This window comes from Leifsonia poae (assembly GCF_027921845.1).
Classification (GTDB): Bacteria; Actinomycetota; Actinomycetes; order Actinomycetales; family Microbacteriaceae; genus Leifsonia; species Leifsonia poae.
In genome coordinates this window covers 225,583-241,926 of the sequence record NZ_BSEN01000006.1, presented here as the reverse complement: position 1 = coordinate 241,926, position 16,344 = coordinate 225,583, and the positions used below count along the sequence as shown (strand labels likewise).

The 16,344-nt window shown below is 69.4% G+C and carries 15 protein-coding genes; 6 read left to right on the top strand and 9 right to left on the bottom strand.

Annotated features, from left to right (window positions below; translation table 11 throughout):
- Positions 1-2 precede the first annotated feature (2 nt).
- From PKE84_RS08145 to PKE84_RS08130, 4 genes are all read right to left on the bottom strand, one after another.
- Complete coding sequence (locus PKE84_RS08145; RefSeq protein ID WP_271176728.1) at positions 3-1,292, bottom strand: sugar ABC transporter substrate-binding protein; 1,290 nt, start codon at positions 1,290-1,292, stop codon at positions 3-5.
- A 151-nt stretch (positions 1,293-1,443) separates the two neighbouring features.
- Complete coding sequence (locus tag PKE84_RS08140; RefSeq protein WP_271176727.1) at positions 1,444-2,313, bottom strand: LysR family transcriptional regulator; 870 nt, start codon at positions 2,311-2,313, stop codon at positions 1,444-1,446.
- Positions 2,314-2,369: 56 nt separating this feature from the next.
- On the bottom strand, positions 2,370-2,912 hold the full coding sequence (locus tag PKE84_RS08135) for a hypothetical protein (protein ID WP_271176726.1): 543 nt from the start codon (positions 2,910-2,912) through the stop codon (positions 2,370-2,372).
- Between the two features lie 41 nt (positions 2,913-2,953).
- Positions 2,954-3,631, bottom strand: a complete 678-nt coding sequence (locus PKE84_RS08130; protein ID WP_271176725.1) for an MOSC domain-containing protein — start codon at positions 3,629-3,631, stop codon at positions 2,954-2,956.
- Between the two features lie 106 nt (positions 3,632-3,737).
- Between PKE84_RS08130 and PKE84_RS08125 the strand changes: the two genes are divergently transcribed.
- Positions 3,738-4,016: a DUF3072 domain-containing protein gene (locus PKE84_RS08125; protein WP_271176724.1), complete on the top strand. Its 279-nt coding sequence runs from the start codon at positions 3,738-3,740 to the stop codon at positions 4,014-4,016.
- Positions 4,017-4,028: 12 nt separating this feature from the next.
- On the opposite strand, the gene PKE84_RS08120 is transcribed toward PKE84_RS08125, so the two are convergent.
- From PKE84_RS08120 to ddaH, 3 genes are all read right to left on the bottom strand, one after another.
- On the bottom strand, positions 4,029-5,507 hold the full coding sequence (locus PKE84_RS08120) for a peptide MFS transporter (RefSeq protein WP_271176723.1): 1,479 nt from the start codon (positions 5,505-5,507) through the stop codon (positions 4,029-4,031).
- Positions 5,508-5,680: 173 nt separating this feature from the next.
- Positions 5,681-6,979, bottom strand: a complete 1,299-nt coding sequence (gene rocD, locus PKE84_RS08115; protein ID WP_271176722.1) for an ornithine--oxo-acid transaminase — start codon at positions 6,977-6,979, stop codon at positions 5,681-5,683.
- A gap of 11 nt (positions 6,980-6,990) precedes the next feature.
- Positions 6,991-7,851, bottom strand: a complete 861-nt coding sequence (gene ddaH, locus PKE84_RS08110; protein WP_271176721.1) for a dimethylargininase — start codon at positions 7,849-7,851, stop codon at positions 6,991-6,993.
- A 215-nt stretch (positions 7,852-8,066) separates the two neighbouring features.
- Between ddaH and PKE84_RS08105 the strand changes: the two genes are divergently transcribed.
- From PKE84_RS08105 to PKE84_RS08085, 5 genes are all read left to right on the top strand, one after another.
- Positions 8,067-8,504, top strand: a complete 438-nt coding sequence (locus tag PKE84_RS08105) for an Lrp/AsnC family transcriptional regulator (protein WP_271176720.1) — start codon at positions 8,067-8,069, stop codon at positions 8,502-8,504.
- Positions 8,505-8,579: 75 nt separating this feature from the next.
- Positions 8,580-9,011, top strand: coding sequence for an SRPBCC domain-containing protein (locus PKE84_RS08100; protein ID WP_271176719.1), 432 nt, complete (start codon positions 8,580-8,582; stop codon positions 9,009-9,011).
- A gap of 93 nt (positions 9,012-9,104) precedes the next feature.
- Positions 9,105-9,797, top strand: coding sequence for a response regulator transcription factor (locus tag PKE84_RS08095; RefSeq protein ID WP_271176718.1), 693 nt, complete (start codon positions 9,105-9,107; stop codon positions 9,795-9,797).
- A 7-nt stretch (positions 9,798-9,804) separates the two neighbouring features.
- Positions 9,805-11,319 (top strand): sensor histidine kinase, encoded by a 1,515-nt coding sequence (locus PKE84_RS08090; protein WP_271176717.1) that lies wholly within the window; start codon positions 9,805-9,807, stop codon positions 11,317-11,319.
- Positions 11,316-11,690, top strand: a complete 375-nt coding sequence (locus PKE84_RS08085) for a GntR family transcriptional regulator (RefSeq protein WP_373877127.1) — start codon at positions 11,316-11,318, stop codon at positions 11,688-11,690. The genes PKE84_RS08090 and PKE84_RS08085 overlap by 4 nt, the downstream gene beginning before the upstream one ends.
- A gap of 6 nt (positions 11,691-11,696) precedes the next feature.
- Here PKE84_RS08085 and PKE84_RS08080 read toward each other — a convergent pair whose 3' ends face one another.
- Both PKE84_RS08080 and PKE84_RS08075 read right to left on the bottom strand, forming a co-directional pair.
- Positions 11,697-12,524 carry an aldo/keto reductase gene (locus PKE84_RS08080; RefSeq protein WP_271176716.1) on the bottom strand — a complete coding sequence of 276 codons (828 nt, stop codon included), beginning with the start codon at positions 12,522-12,524 and terminating at the stop codon, positions 11,697-11,699.
- 35 nt (positions 12,525-12,559) lie between these two features.
- Positions 12,560-16,261: a proline dehydrogenase family protein gene (locus PKE84_RS08075; protein WP_271176715.1), complete on the bottom strand. Its 3,702-nt coding sequence runs from the start codon at positions 16,259-16,261 to the stop codon at positions 12,560-12,562.
- Between the last annotated feature and the right edge of the window lie 83 nt (positions 16,262-16,344).

The window sequence follows — 16,344 nt, the reverse complement described above, 5'->3', positions numbered from 1 at the left end:
GGCTACTTGTCGTTCAGGATCTGGGTCATCTCCTTGGCAGCGTCGGTCGTCGCCTGGTCGACCGACTTCTGCTTCGAGAGGATGGACTGGATCATGGAGTTGGTGGTCTGCTTGGCCTGCACCGCGCCGAACTGCGGCGTGACGGGCACCGAGGCCCCGCCGTCGACGAGCTGCGTCGCGAAGGGCTTCACCAGCGGGTCGTCCGACTTCATGGTGTCTTTGACCAGCGAGTTGAGGCCGGCGAAGTAGCCCGTCTGCGATGCCCACTCCTTGGCGAAGGTGCCGGTGGTCATCATCTTGACGAACGACCAGGCGAGATCCTTGTTCTTGGCCGTGTTGAAGATGCTGAGGTGCGAGCCACCGAGAACGGACGGGCTGATGCCGCCGTCCTTGCCCGGAATCGGCGTCGCCGCGATCTTCCCCTTGAGCTCAGGAGCCTTCTGCACGACGGTGGCCGGCGTCCACGAACCCTGGATGGCCATCGCGACCTTGCCCTGGTTGAAGTTGTCGAGCACGTCGGTCTCCTTCCAGGTGGTGGCACCGGAAGTGGAGAAGCCGTACTTGGTGGCCAGGTCGGTGTAGAACTGGATGCCCTCGCGCGACGCGTCGCTGTCGAGCTCCGAGGTCCACTTCTTGCCCTTCTCGGTGGCGACCTCGCCGCCGGCGCCCCAGACCCACGGGTACACGCCGAATTCGGCGTTGCCGGGGACGGCGAACGGGATCATGTCGGGCTTCGCCGCCTTGATCTTCTCGCCGGCGGCGACGATCTCCTTCCAGCTGGTGGGTGCCGCGATGCCGAGCTCCTTGAAGACGTCGGCGCGGTAGATGAGCGAGCGCACTCCGGCGTACCAGGGCATGCCGTACAGCTCGCCGTCGTAGGTGCCCGACTGCTTGAGCCCGGCGACCAGGTCGCTCTCGACGTCGGCCTTCTTCACGTAGTCGCCGATCGGCGCGAGCGCCCCGGCGTCCGCGAACTCCGCCGTCCACGTGGTGCCGGTCTCGGCGACGTCGGGCGTCGTATTGCCCGCGATCGACGTGACGAACCGGTCATGCGCATCCGCCCACTGCACGAACTGCACGTCGAGGGTGGCGCCGGTCTCCTTCTTGAACTCCGTGCCGACCTTGTCGAAGAAGGCGGTCGAGTCGGGGTTGGTGCCCTGCATGATCCACACGGTGAGCTTCTGGCCCTTCGCGTCGACCGATCCTCCGTCACCGCTCGTCCCGCTGGAGCAGGCGGTGAGCCCGAGTGCAGCGATGGCGAGTACAGCGATGGAGAGATAGCGCTTCTTCATGGTGCTGTCTCCTCTTCGAAACTGTCAGTGGGCGAGTGCCCGGAACATGATGGAAATAGTCTCCGTGATCGGAGAGCGGTCTGCAAGTTATTTCCACACAAGGCGTGTAAAGAGTTTGTTACAACCGCTTCGAGGCGCGCCCGCGCCGACGTCAGGCGGGCTGCAGCTGACGCAGGAAGGCCCCCGCGGCGGGGCTCGGTTCCTCGGCGACGGCGACCGCGACGTTCCACGCCGGCACGTCGCCGCTCAGTGCGACCGCCACCAATTGGTCGGGGCGCTTGCGGGCGAAACTCGCCGGAACGATCGCGACGCCCAGGTTGTAGCCGACCAGATCGAGCAGCGGATGCACGTCGTTGACCTCCATCGCGGCGCGGTAGTCGAACCCGGCCGACGCGAAGGCGCGGCGCGCAAGGGCCTGCGCGCCCCATCCTTCCTGGAAGCCGATCAGCGGCTCGCCGCGCAGGCTCTCCAACGGGATGCTCCGCTCGGCCGCGAACCGGTGATCCGGATGGCAGAGCACGAGCATCTCCTGCGTACTGAGCCGGCGCAGCTGCACACCGGCGGGGGTGTGACCGGTGTCGACGACGAGCGCGACGTCGACGCGACCGCCCGCCACGGCATCCACGAGCTCGATGGAACCGGAGTAGCGCAGCCGCACCTCGACGCCCGGGTTGGCCGTGCGGAAGGACGCGAGTTCCGCCGGGAGGTCGACGGACCCGAGGCACGGCTCGGCGCCGATCGTCAGGCGGCCGCGCACGAGGCCGCGCACCGCCGCGACCGCGTTGCGCGCGGCGGCCGCGCTGGCGAGGGTCCGCACGGAATCGGCGAGTAATGCCTGCCCGGCGGTCGTCAGTTCGACGCGACGGGTGCTGCGGATGAACAGCGAGGTGCCGAGCTCCTGCTCCAGCGAACGGATGGATGCGGAGAGACCCGACTGCGAGATCTGAAGCAGCTCGGCCGCGCGCGTGAAATGCCGTTCTTCAGCGACGGTGACGAAGTGCTCGAGTTGGCGCAGTTCCATTCAGCAATCGTACGACTGAATGGAGGGATGCGTGACCACTCCAGTCGATGCCCGACTCAGCGTCCGCAGCGCGACGGCGGGGCATCCGGGGTCGCGGTTGGCGCCGCCTCGGCAGCCGGATGGCGGCGTGGGTCGACGTCGTGCAGGCGCGCGACCCCGGCGATCGGCACGGTGACGAGGTCGCCGGCGCGCACGTCGCCCGGCAGTTCCAGCATGGCTGCGCCGATGCGCACGCGCGTGTTCCGGACCGTCGACACCCTGCCGATGAGCCGGGCTTCGGCGGTGACCGCCGCGACGAGGTCCAGGTCGCCGTCGATGCGCACCGCGAGGCCACCATCAGGCCGCGCCGAGACCGCTTCGACGCGCACCACGACGACCGACGTCAGCTCGGTCTCGCTCGGGCGCCCGCCCGTTCCCGGAATCACGGCGGCCGCGGTGTGCAGACATGGCGTGCTGCACCACTCGGCGAGGCGCAGCAGAGAGACGCCGGCGATGACGACATCCTGCGTTGTGGCTGTCGTGTACTCGGGCCAGCGGTCGCGGTCGAGCGGGTCGGGAAGGGTGAGGCGGAGGGTTGGCAGCAGGTTGGTGAGAGTCACGCTCTCAGGACTACGCCTGCGCGGCCACCCGGTGTGCGGTCCTAACGGTTCTCGGACGCCGGCGCACCGGATGCTGACGCGATCCGTACGCGCAGCTTCGCGATGGACTCGTGCATCTCGGGCACCAGCCTCACCGCGCCCGCACGCTCCGACGCTTCCAGGGCGTCGGCCTGCAGCTCGTCGGCCCCGGTGAACCAGGATGCGACGCTCACCCCGTGACCGGGACGGGACACCACGTCGACGGGGTCGCCCGCCGCGATCGTTCCCGCGTGGACGATGCGCAGGTAGGCGCCGGGAAGCCCCACGTCGGTGAACCGCTTGACCCACTGGGGTTCGGCCATGCGCCGCTGAAAGGTGGCGCACGGTGTGCGCGGGCACGTGACCTCGACCACGAGGCCGTCTCCGATGCTCCACCGCTCGCCGATCTCGGCGCCGTTCACGTCGAGCCCCGCCGTGCGGAGGTTCTCGCCGAACAATCCGGCCGGGATGTCGCGCCCCAGCTCACCCGCCCAGAAGCCCGCGTCTTCTTCGGCGTAGGCGTAGAGGGCCTTCGTCAGGCCGCCGTGGTGCTTGCGGTCGGCCTGCACATCGCCGTACAGACCGTACGGGCGCACCCGCAGCGGCTTCGTCGCCGGCCGCTTGTCGATCGCGGTGACACCGACGTTCCCGGCATCCGGGATCAGTTTCTCGACGCGGCACACCGCCAGCAGCTCAGCCATGCCCTCCATCCTGCCTCACGCGCGCCATCGACGGCGCGGGGGAACCTCCTGGGAGCCCGTCGCGCAGGGGTCGAGGTCTGAGTACGGACGGGGTACCGTCCACGCAATGAGTGATGAACAGCGCGACCCGCAGGTGCCCGACGTTTCGTCCCCGACGCCCGACGACGACGACATCCTGGGCGCATCCGGGCCCGAGGCGGCCAACCCCGCGAGCAAGGATCCGAGCGACTGGGTGACCGGCGACGAGGCCATGACGGCGCCGCAGCGGAGCTATCTCGACACGCTCGCCCGGGAAGCCGGCGAGGAGCTGCCCGCCGACCTCACCAAGGCCGAGGCGTCGGAGCAGATCGACCGCCTGCAGGCGAAGACCGGCCGCGGCCAGTAGCGCGACCGGTGCTCAGCGCACACCTCGCATCAGCTTGAGCACCCAGGGGCTCATCAGCCCGAGGACGACACCGATCGCGATCGCCACGGCGCCGATGATGCCGAAGTAGATGCCTTCTGTTGCGGGCGAGTAGAGCTTGGCGAGCTGGCCGGCCATGGCCGTGCCGAGCGCGACCGACAGGAAGTACAGCGCCACCATCTGCGCCTCGAACGCGTGTGGGGCGAGCTTGGTCGACGCCGACAGGCCCACCGGAGAGATCAGCAGCTCCGCGATGGTGAACACGAGCAGGATGCCGACCATCGCCAGCAGCGGAGTGCTGTTCTTGCCGCCGCCCGCCCAGAACAGGAAGAGCAGGAACGCGAGCCCCATCACCACCGTTCCCGCCGCGAATTTCAGCGGCGTCGAGGGCTGCTTGTCGCCCCATTTGGTCCAGATCGCCGCGAAGACGCCCGACAGGATGATGATGAAGATCGGGTTGATCGACTGCACCCACGACACCGGGAACTCCCAGCCGAACAGGTTGCGATCGAGACGCTCGTCCGAGTAGATCGTCACCACCGTGAACTGCTGCTGATACAACGTCCAGAACGCCGCGTTCGTGATGAACAGCGGGATGAACGCGAAGATCCGGCTGCGCTCCACGCCGCTCAGCAGCTTCGAGCTCAGGATGACCACGAAGTAGGCGATCGCGGCGATGATCACGAGCCCGATGACGATCAGTGCGAGATTCTGAGCGGTGATCACGTGCGCCAGCACGAGCACCACCACGACCGCGACGGCGACGAGCGCGATGACGATGAGCAGTGGCCGGCGCGACGCCGGCAGCGGGTTCGGCACCTCGCGCGCCTCGTCGGGCAGACGCTTGCGGCCGAACGAGTATTGGATCAGGCCGATCGCCATTCCGACCGCAGCGAGTCCGAAGCCCCAGTGGAACCCGAGCGTCGTCTGCAGCAGGCCGGTCAGCAGAGGGCCGAAGAAGGCACCGAGGTTGATGCCGAGGTAGAAGATCGAGAAGCCGGCGTCGCGACGGCTGTCGTGCTCGTCGTACAGAGAGCCGACGATCCGGGTGGCGTTGGCCTTCAGGCCGCCGCTGCCCAGCGCGACGAACAGCAGGCCCGCGATCACACCGCCCACGCCGGGGATCAGCGCCAGGGCGAGGTGCCCCGCCATGATCACGACGGCGCTCCAGAACAGCACGCGCTCTGACCCGAACACCCGGTCGGCGAGCCACGCGCCCAGGATGGTCGACAGATAGACCGCACCGCCGTAGGCACCGACGACACCGGCAGCGGTCGGCTGGTCGATCCCGAGACCGCCCTGCGCCGCCGTGTAGTAGAGGTAGATGAGCAGGATGCCCTGCATGCCGTAGAACGAGAAGCGCTCCCACATCTCCACGCCGAAGATGTTCGCCAGCGAACGCGGCTGCCCGAAGAAGGTCCTGCCCTTCTCCGGAGGCTGTTGCGGGCCGGTCCGCGTTGGAGCGCTACTCATGGGTGACATGCTCCCACTCCCCCCGCTCGAGGGGAAGAACGGGTTGTCCGCGAGCGGCGGCCGCCGGCGCCGAATCCCGGGGCGGAACAGCCGGGACTACGCGGAGCGGCGAACGAGATAAGCGGATGCGCCGCCTTCGGGTCGGCCGCGCATCCGCTCGCTGTCCGGGGGCGTCAGCGCCCGGCGGACAGGTCTTGCAGCACGGCCTCGAGCTGATCGACAGCCCAGTCGAGGTCGGCGGGATCGACGACGATCGGCGGCGCGAGCCGGATCGTCGAACCGTGGGTGTCCTTCGCGAGCAGGCCGCGCTCCATCAGCAGCTCGCAGACCTCGCGACCGGTGGCGAGCTCGGGATCGATGTCGATCCCCGCCCACAGCCCGGCGCCGCGCACCTCGAGCACGCCGTGACCGACGAGCCGTGAGAGCCCGGTGTGCAGTCGGGTGCCGAGGAGGGCGGCGCGTTCCTGCGGTTCGCCGGTGGCGAGCATCCCGACGACGGCGCGACCGACCGCGGCCGCGAGGGGGTTGCCTCCGAATGTCGAGCCGTGCTCGCCCGGCTGCAGTACGCCCAGCACGTCGGCGTTGCCGACGACGGCCGAGACGGGCACGATGCCGCCGCCGAGCGCCTTGCCGAGCAGGTAGAGGTCGGGCACGACGCCGACCAGGTCGCAGGCGAACGTCGCGCCGGTGCGGCCGAGACCCGACTGGATCTCGTCGGCGATGAAGAGCACGCGGCGCTCGTCGCAGAGGGCGCGCACGGCGGGAAGGTAGTCGGCGGGCGGAACGAGGATGCCCGCCTCGCCCTGGATCGGCTCGATGAGCACGGCGACCGTATTGTCGTCGATCGCGTCCGCGAGGGCATCCGCGTCGCCGTACGGAACGGTGCGGAAGCCCGGCGTGAACGGACCGAAGCCATCGCGCGCGCTCGGGTCGTCGGAGAATCCGACGATGGTGGTCGTGCGGCCGTGGAAGTTGCCCGACATCACGATGATGTTGGCGAGACCATCCGGAACGCCCTTCACCCGGTAGCCCCAGGCACGGGCGACCTTGATGCCCGACTCCACCGCCTCGGCGCCGGTGTTCATCGGGAGCACCATGTCTTTGCCGGAGAGCTGCGCGAGGCCCTCGACGAACGGGCCGAGCTGGTCGTTGTGGAAGGCACGACTCGTCAGCGTGATGCGGTCGAGCTGCGCGCGGGCCGCATCCAGGAGCACGGGGTTCGAGTGCCCGAAGTTCACGGCCGAGTAGGCAGCGAGGCAGTCGAGGTAGCGCCGGCCGTCGACGTCGGTGACCCAGGCGCCCTCGCCTTCGGCGACCACGACGGGCAGCGGATGGTAGTTGTGCGCGGTGTGCGCTTCTTCGCGCTCGATGGCCTCGGCCTGGCGGGAGGTCGCCGCCGGAGTCTCGGGATGCAGGTGGTGCGCGACGGTCTCGGTCACGCCGGTGTCGAGAGTGTCGGTCTCGCGTGTCATGCGCGGTCCTTTCAGCGCCGGAGTTCGAGGGTGCAGCATTTGACCCCGCCGCCGCCCAGGAGCAGCTCGGAGAGGTCGACGCCGATCGGGTTGTAGCCGTGCTCGCGCAGTTGCCGGTCGTAATCGGCGGCGCGGGAGGCGATGACGACGTTGTAGCCGTCGGAGAACGAGTTCAGACCGAGCACCGCGGCATCGTCGTCGTTGACGATGATCGCGTCGGGGTAGCGCTCGCGCAGGAGGGCGAGACTCGCGTCGTCGAAGGCGGACGGCAGATATGAGATGTGCTCCTGGCCCGGGGTGCCGTCGAGCACCGCGAGCGCCGTGTCGAGGTGGTAGAAGCTCGGGTCGACGAGGGTGAGGGATACGACATCGCGGCCGTAGATGCGGGCCAGCTCTGTGTGGCTCGTGCTGGCGCTGCGGAACCCGGTGCCGGCCAGGATCGTGTCGCCGACCAGCAGGAAGTCGCCTTCGCCTTCGTTCACGCTCTCGGGCTGCGCGACCTCGTACCCGTTGTCGGCGAACCAGCGCATATACGCGGGGCCCTCCGACTGCCGTTCGGGAAACGTGAAGCTCGCGCCGTAGGCGATGTTGTCGATCACGAAGCCGCCGTTGGCCGCGTAGACCATGTCGGGCAGACCTTCGATCGGATCGATCAGCTGCACGTCGAAGCCCAGGTCGAGGTATGTGCGGTAGAGCTGCTCCCACTGGGCCACCGCGCGGCTCGTGTCGGTGGGCAGCTGCGGGTCCATCCACGGGTTGATGCGGTAGACGACCGTGAAGTGCTCGGGCCGGCACATCAGCACCGACCGGCTGGTCGCCGTGCGGTCGGGGCGGACCGTGCAGGCTTCCGCATCCTCGTGGGTGATCGACATGGGGATAGTGTCACACACGGATGTGCTCACATGTCCGCCTTTTCGCGCACGAAATCACCGCTCTTCGAGGTCGCGACGGCACTTTCGTGCGCGACCGGCGGCCGGGACGGCTCCGCCGACGCTCACGCGCGCGCGTGACGGCGCACGGAAACGTCGCGCAGGAATTCTGCGTGAATCGCTGGGTGGACGCAACGATCCACCGTATGCTTGCGCCCGTGGACAACCTTGATCGCAGCATCCTCGACCTGCTCCGCCAGAACGCGCGCGCGGGCTATGGAGACATCGGCTCCGTGGTCGGCCTGTCGGCCTCCGCCGTCAAGCGCCGAGTGGATCGGCTGGTGGCCGACGGGGTGATCCGCGGGTTCACGATCCAGGTCGACCCGACGATCGACGGGATGAGCACGGAGGCGTACGTCGAGCTGTTCTGTCGTGGCACCGTCGCTCCCGACGAGCTACTGCGCATCCTGTCGGCGGTGCCGGAGGTCGTGGATGCCGGGACCGTCACGGGCAGCGCGGATGCGATCGTGCACATCCGTTCGCGCGACATCCCGAGCCTCGAGGCCGCTCTCGAGCGCGTACGGCTGGCGCCGAACGTGGACCACACCCGCAGCGCGATCGTGCTCTCGCGGCTCATCCATCGCGGCCACGACTGACCCGGGCGCCGGCCATCGCCGTCGGCCGTCGCATTTGTTCAAGCCCTTCCGGCCGGATGCGCGCAGCATGGTGACATGACCGAGACAGCAGAAGCCCGCATCCGCATCGATGCCGCCCCGGACACCGTGTGGCATGCGGTGACCGACCCCGCGACCATCGCCGAGTATCTCTACGGAACGCAGGTTGAGACGGACTGGCGGCAGGGCAGCCCGATCGTCTACCGCGGCGAGTGGGAGGGCAAGCCCTACGAGGACAAGGGCGTGATCCTCGAGATCACTCCCCCGACCCGGCTCGTCACGAGCTACTACAGCCCGCTGAGCGGCAAGCCGGACGAGCCGGCCAGCTATCAGAACGTCACGTACGCCCTGGCGCCCGACGGCGACGGGACCGCCGTGACCATCACGCAGGACGGCTGCGCCGACGCGGCCGAGGCCGAGCGGATGTCCACCAACTGGTCGACGACACTCGAGGGGATGCGCACGGTGGTCGAGGGCGACGCCCGCTGAGCCACCGCCACCCTGCGAGAAGGTTCAGCAAGCACCCAGCGCGTACTCACCGACTTCAAGCGCGGCCACGGCAAACGGTGGCACGATGATCCCATGAAGCTGCTGGTTGTTGAAGACGATCCGGACATGGGAGGCCTCGTCGAGCGCGGCCTGACCGCCGAGGGCTACGAGGTGACCCTCGTCACCAACGGAGTGGACGCGCTGATCGCCCTGCGCGCCGACAGCTTCTCCGCCGCCGCGATCGATGTCATGCTGCCCGGGATGAGCGGCTTCGAACTGTGCCGCCACATCCGTGAGGCGACGAACCCGATGCCGATCCTGCTGCTGACCGCGCGCGACGCCATCGAAGACCGCGTGCACGGTCTCGACTCGGGTGCCGACGACTACCTGACCAAACCGTTCGCGTTCGCCGAGCTGGCCGCGCGCATCCGGGCGCTGCTGCGTCGCGAGCCGAGCGGTATGCGACCGCAGGTCGTCGTGGGCAAGCTCACGATCGACTCGCACGAGCACCGCGCGCTCGTCGCCGGGCACGAGATGCCCCTCAGCCGGCGCGAGTTCACGCTGCTCCGGTTGTTCGCCACGAACCCCGACAAGACCCTGGCCCGTTCCGACATCCTGGAGACCGTCTGGGGAACCAGCGAGAACATCGGCACCAACGTGATCGACCAGTACGTCTCGTACCTCCGCAAAAAGCTCGAACTGGCGGACGCGGGGCTGGCCATCATCACCGAACGCGGCCGGGGCTACCGCCTCGACGCCAAGAACGCCGCGACCGCGACCCCGTGAGCCGCCGATGAAGTGGCTGCGCCGGCTCTCGATCACGGCACGCATCACGATCGGGAGTCTCATCGTGGCCACGCTGTTCGGCCTCGTCGCGGTGGAGGTCGTGCGCCTCGGCGTCGCGGCCATCCTGCACAACGCCACGGTGACGCTGCTCGACAACGACGTCGCCGCGCCCGCTGCGGCACTCAAGAACAATCCGGCCGGTCCCTTCGACCTGCCGGGCGGGGGTCAGGAGCTGGCGATCGTCGGCCCGGGCAACGTGATGCTCGCCTCGACCCTTCCTGAGGCCCTCGAGGACCGGGTCTCGCGGCTCGTCGCACTGGGAGACGACCCGAAGACGGTGCAGGTCGGCGACGAGGAGTACCTCGTGCTGGTGCGCGAGGTCGAGACGAGCGCGGGAACGATCCACGTGATCGCTGCCCGCAACTCGGAGACGACGAACCTCATCCTCGACCGGCTGACCGGTGCGCTGCTCGTCGGCGCCGGGATCCTCGTCGTCGGTTTCGGCGCGGCCTCGTGGCTGCTGGCGCGCACGGCGCTGCGTCCGGTCAGCCGGATGCGGGAGCAGGCCGAGCGCATCGCCGACGTCTCCTCGACGGGTCTCCTGCCGGTCGGGCCGGCCCGCGACGAACTCGCTGAGCTCGCGACGACCCTCAACGACCTGATCCGGCGGCTGCGCGCCTCCGCCGATCGCGAGCGCCAGATGGTCTCGGATGCCAGCCACGAGCTGCGCACGCCGCTCGCCGTGCTGCGAGGTCAGCTGGAGCTGGCCGAGCTCGACGTCGGCGACCCGGATGCCCTGCTCACCGACATTCGGGCGTCGCACGCGACCGCGCTGCGCCTCGGCCGGCTCGCCAACAACCTGCTCGCGCTGTCCCGCATCGAGGCGGGGCCGTCGAGCGGGCGAACAGACTGGCGCACCCTCACCGACGAGCTCGCGGACGCGATCGACCGGGCGCGGCTGATCGCCTCGCGCTCGAGCGACGACGACGCGCATCAGATCTCGATCGACTTCGACTACACGCCGCGCGGGCGATCGACCGCCGATCTCGTGGTGGCGCTCTCCCCCACCGATGTCGGGCGCATCCTCGACAACCTGCTGGGCAACGCGATCCGGGCCATCACCGAGGCCCAGGAGGCGGGGGCGGAAGACGCGGCGACGCCAGAGGGCAAGGCGCACGACGGCGAGGCGCACGACGGCGAGGCGCACGACGCGGCGGCGGATGCCGAGGGCTGGGTCACCGCCGAGCTCACGACGACGGCCACGACGGTCGTGCTGACGGTGCGCGACAGCGGTCCCGGGATGCCGGAGGAGTTCATCCCCGTCGCGCTCGACCGGTTCACGCGGGCGGAGGCCTCGCGCACCGGTCATTCGGGCGGCGGGCTCGGCCTCGCGATCGTGGGGGCGCTGGCGGGCTCCGCCGGCGGCTCGGTCGCGCTGGCGAACGGGGATGGTGGTGCGACGGGGCTGGTGGTGACGGTGGTACTGCCACTGGTCGGCGCGGAGACGGGAGCGGACGAGTGATCGAGGGTCTGGAGTTCACGGTGGACGCGGCGTCGTCCGTTCCACCGTTCGAACAGCTCAAGCGCGGGATCGCGGGCGGCGCCCGCTCGGGGAGCCTGCCGGTCGGGTCCCGACTTCCGCCGGTGCGCGCGCTGGCGGAGTCGCTGGGACTCGCGGCGAACACGGTGGCGCGCGCGTATCGCGAGCTGGAGCACGACGGGGTGGTGGTCACGCGCGGGCGCGCGGGGACGTTCGTCGCGGCCACCTCGGATGCGGAACGCGAGGGCGCCGAGGCCGCCGCAGCGTTCGCGGAACGCGCCGCGAGCCTGGGACTGTCGACGGACGCCGCGCTCGCGCTGGCCCGGGCCGCGCTCGACGCCCGAGGCCTTTAGCGCGGGTCAGTGACCGGAGCGGTCGGAGTCGACGCCCGCATCCGGGCCCTGGTCGAGCGTGTCGAGGGCGGCGAGATCGTCGGCGTCGAGCGCGAAATCGAAAACATCGATGTTCTGCGCGAGCCGCTGCGGGTTGGCGCTGCGCGGGATGGCGACGAGGCCGTTGTCGAGGTGCCAGCGGAGCACTACCTGGCCGGGGCTCTTGTCGTACTTGCGCCCGATCTCGGCGAGCACGGGCGACGCGAGCAGGTCCGTTCCGGAACCGAGGGGGCTCCACGACTCGGTGACGATGCCGTGCTCGGCGTTGTACTGCCGCTGCTCCCGGCGGGTGATCGCCGGACTCAGCTGGATCTGGTTGACCGCGGGGGTCGTTCCGGTCTCGCCGATCAGCCGGTCGAGGTGGGCCGGCTTGAAGTTGGACACCCCGATCGCCCGTGCCTTGCCGTCGGCTGCGAGCTTCTCGAATGTGCGCCACGTCGAAACGAACTCTCCGCGTGCGGGCAGCGGCCAGTGGATGAGGAGCAGGTCGACGTACTCGAGCCCGAGGCGCTCGAGGGAGGCGTCGAGACCGGCGATGGCCCGGTCTTCGCCCTGGTACGGCCCGTCGAGCTTCGTCGTGACGAAGACGTCCCCGCGCGCGATGCCGCTGTTGCGCAGGCCGCGCCCGACGCCGACCTCGTTGCCGTACTTGGCGGCGGTGTCGACGTGACGGTAGCCGATCTCGACGGCCTCGATGATGACGCGCTCGACATCCGTGTCGTCGAGCGGGGAGGTTCCGAGCCCGAGCTGCGGGATGCTGGTGCCGTTGTTGAGCGGAAGCGTGGGGATCGTCATGGCACCAGGCTACGCGCGCGCCTCGTGGCGTTTCATCAGATGACGCCGTCGCTCAGCTGCGAGGGGTTGCCGAAACGGTGGGCCGTGATCGAGATCGCCTGCTCGTGCAGGAAGGGCAGCACCTCGACGCGTCCGGACGGCGTGACGGGGTTGGCGTAGATCGCGACATCCGGAGTGCCGCCCAGGGCGGCGGCGAGCGCCTTCGCGTCGCCTCCGATCAACCGGATGCGATGCGTGCGCAGCGACCCGGCCGCCGCGCGTGCGAGCCAGGCCGCATCGTTCTCGATCACGATCTCCACCCCTCGCTCCCGGAGCAGGTGGTGGGTCGCCCGCGGGAGCTTGATGGCGCTGCTCACGGTGAACGGCGAGCGGGCGACCGTGCCAGCGGCGACGAGTCGCAGCAGCGGCGCCAGCCCCGACCCTTCGCTGAGCCGGATGGTCACCGGAACCGGTCGATAGCGGAACAGGTTGCGTTCCACTCCGACACCGGAGACGTCTTTGACGACGTGGAACTCGGTGGCGGCGGCGATCGCGTCGCTCAGAGCGGACCGGCGCACGAGGTCGAACGCCGTGTAGTCCATCGCGGGCTGTCCGGACTCGATCAGGTCGGATACCCGCGGGTCGAGGCCGCGCAGATGAAGGCTCGCACTCGAATTGCCCGTCTCCGCCTCCCACGAGCCGAGGCCGATCAGGTAGTTCGGGCCACCGGCCTTCGTGCCGGCGCCGACAGAGGACCGCTTCCAGCCACCGAACGGCTGGCGCCGAACGATGGCGCCCGTGATTCCACGGTTGACATAGAGGTTTCCCGCCTCGACTCCGTCGAGCCAGTGCGCCAGTTCCTCGGAGTCCAGCGAGTGGAGGCCTGAGGTGAGGCCGTACTCGATGGCGTTCTGGTACCGGATCGCCTCATCGAGCGTGCGGGCCGTCATGATGCCGAGCACCGGGCCGAAGAACTCCGTGAGGTGGAAGTACGATCCCGGCTGCACGCCCGCGCGCACGCCGGGTGACCACAGCCGCCCGGTGTCGTCGAGCTGGCGCGGCTGCACCAGCCACTCCTCGGATGCGCCGAGCGTGGTGAGAGCGTGGAGCAGCTTTCCCGACGCCGGTTCGACGAGCGGACCCATCTGCGAGGTGGGGTCGGCCGGGTAGCCCACGCGGAGACTGGTCACGGCGTCGATCAACTGGTGCCGGAAGCGATCGGACTTCGCGACCGAGCCGACGAGGATCACCAGGCTGGCCGCGGAGCACTTCTGCCCGGCATGGCCGAAGGCGCTCTTGACGATGTCGGACACCGCGAGGTCGTAGTCGGCGCTCGGGGTGACGATGATCGCGTTCTTGCCGCTCGTCTCGGCGAGCAGCGGAAGGTCGGGCCGCCAGGATCGGAAGAGCTTCGCGGTCTCGTACGCACCGGTGAGGATCACCCGGTCGACCCGCGGGTCGGCGATGAGGCGCTGGCCGAGATCGTCCTCGGCGACGTCGACGAGGGCGAGGAGCTCGCGCGGGATCCCTGCCTCCCACAGCGCCTCGACCATCACCGCGCCCGAGCGCCTGGCCTGCGGCGCGGGCTTGATGATCACGCCGCTGCCCGCGGCGAGCGCGGAGAGCACCGATCCGGCCGGGATCGCCACCGGGAAGTTCCACGGAGGCGTGACGACGGTGAGCTTGGACGGCACGAAGCGCGCGCCCTGCACGGTGTCGAGTTCGCGCGCCAGCGTCGCGTAGTAGTGCGCGAAGTCGACGGCCTCGCTGACCTCCGGATCGGCCTCGGCGATGGTCTTGCCGGTCTCGGCAGCCATTATCTCGATGAGGCGATCACGGTTGGCCGCGAGCGCGAGGCCCGCCCTGTCGAGGATCGCGGCACGGTCGGCCCCGCTGCGACGCCCCCAGGCGTCTCCGTTGGACTGGACGGTGCTGATGACGGTCTCGAGTTGTTCCGGATGGGTCACCGACGCTGCGGCAATCGTCGCCGAGCCCAGATCGGAGTTCGTCGAACGGGCGAGGATCTTGCGCCCCCAGGCACGGTTCGCCGCCAGCGACGGGTCGGTGTCGGCCGCGTTGTGGAAGGCGGCTCCCCCGGTCACGGGCGCCTCGCCGGCGGCGGGCGCCTCGCCACCGAGACTCTGCTCGACGGCGCCGTCACCGCGCGAACCGCGCTGCAACCCGAGCACGACGCTCGTCAGTCCGTCGTCGCCCGTCGCCGGCGCTTCCGCGGGAGCCGGCGGACGGGTGAGGCCGTCGACACTCAGGTCCTCCCACTCGCGCGCCCGATCCTGCCGCCGATTCGGCAGCGGCGCGATCCCGCGTGGTGCCTGCGCCTGCTCGGCCTCGAGGTCGGCCACCGACGCGAGGAAGCGCTGCTTCTCCCGCTCGAACAGCGCGGCGTTCGAATCGAGTTCGAACACGGCCGACATGAAGTTCTCCTGGCTGGCGTTCTCTTCGAGCCGTCGGATCAGGTACGAGATGGCGACGTCGAACTCCGCCGGGTTGACCACGGGTGTGTAGAGCAGCAGGCTGCCGACCGTCTTCTTGACCGCCTCGGCCTGCGCCGTCGCCATGCCGAGCAGCATCTCGAAGTCGATGCGGTCGGTCACGCCGCGACTCGACGCGAGGATCCACGCGTACGCCACGTCGAACAGATTGTGCCCGGCGACGCCGATCCTGACCGCGTTCGTGTGCTCGGGAGTGAGCGCCCAGTCGAGCACTCGCTTGTAGTTGGTGTCGGTGTTCTGCTTGCTCGGGTAGGTCGCCAGCGGCCAGTCGTGGATCGCCGCGTCGACGCGCTCCATCGCGAGGTTCGCCCCCTTGACGACGCGAACCTTGATGGCGGCACCGCCCTTCGCGCGCCGCGCCGTCGCCCACTCGGTGAGCGTCTGCAGCGCATCCAGGGCATCCGGCAGATAGGCCTGCAGCACGATGCCGGCCTCGAGCCCGGCGAACTGCGGCTTGTTCAGGATGCCCGTGAAGACGGCGACCGTCAGGTCGAGATCGCGGTACTCCTCCATGTCGAGATTGATGAACTTCGGCTTCGGCGACGATGCGGCGAGCTGGTAGAGCGGGGTGAGCCGCTCGACGACGCGCGCCACGGTCTCATCGAACGACCACATGGACAGCTGCGAGGCGATCGAGGACACCTTGATAGAGACGTAGTCGACATCGTCGCGCGCGAGGAGCGCGTGCGTGCCCTCGAGTCGCCGAGCCGCCTCCTGCTCGCCGAGCACCGCCTCGCCGAGAAGGTTGAGGTTCAGGCGCGCTCCGTGGCCCGTCGGGTCGGTCGGTCGGCGGAGATGCTCGATCGCCGGTCCGAGCTTCTGCGGGGTGGCGTCGACCACGAGATGCCCGACCATTCCGCGCAGTACGCGACGGGCGACCGGGATGACGATCCACGGCAGCACGGGGCCGAACACTCCGCCGAGCCAGATGGCGAAGCGCATGTACCAGGGCAGGAACGCCGGGATGTGCTTGGCGACGCGCTGCAGGTTGTACCCGGCGACGAACAGGTCTTGCGGGCGCGCGACGCCGTCGACGAAGCCGACCGCGAAGTCCAGGCCTTTCGGGTCTTTCAGCACGCCGGCCAGCCGCTGCGCCGCCGGGTCTTCTTTTCCGGAGGAGCCGGCGCCCGCCGTACCGTCGCCCGCACCGGCTGCGCTGCTCTGCTGCAGCCAGGTGCGAACCAGCTCGACGGCCTCTGCCGCAACCTGCGACGGGCGCGTCTCGACGCCATCCGTGTGATCGACCATGCTCACGACTGTATTCCTCGCTGTCCGGGTATCCCTGAGGTGAGGCCGACACGGGGATGAATCCGGCCTGTGGAGAACAGTGT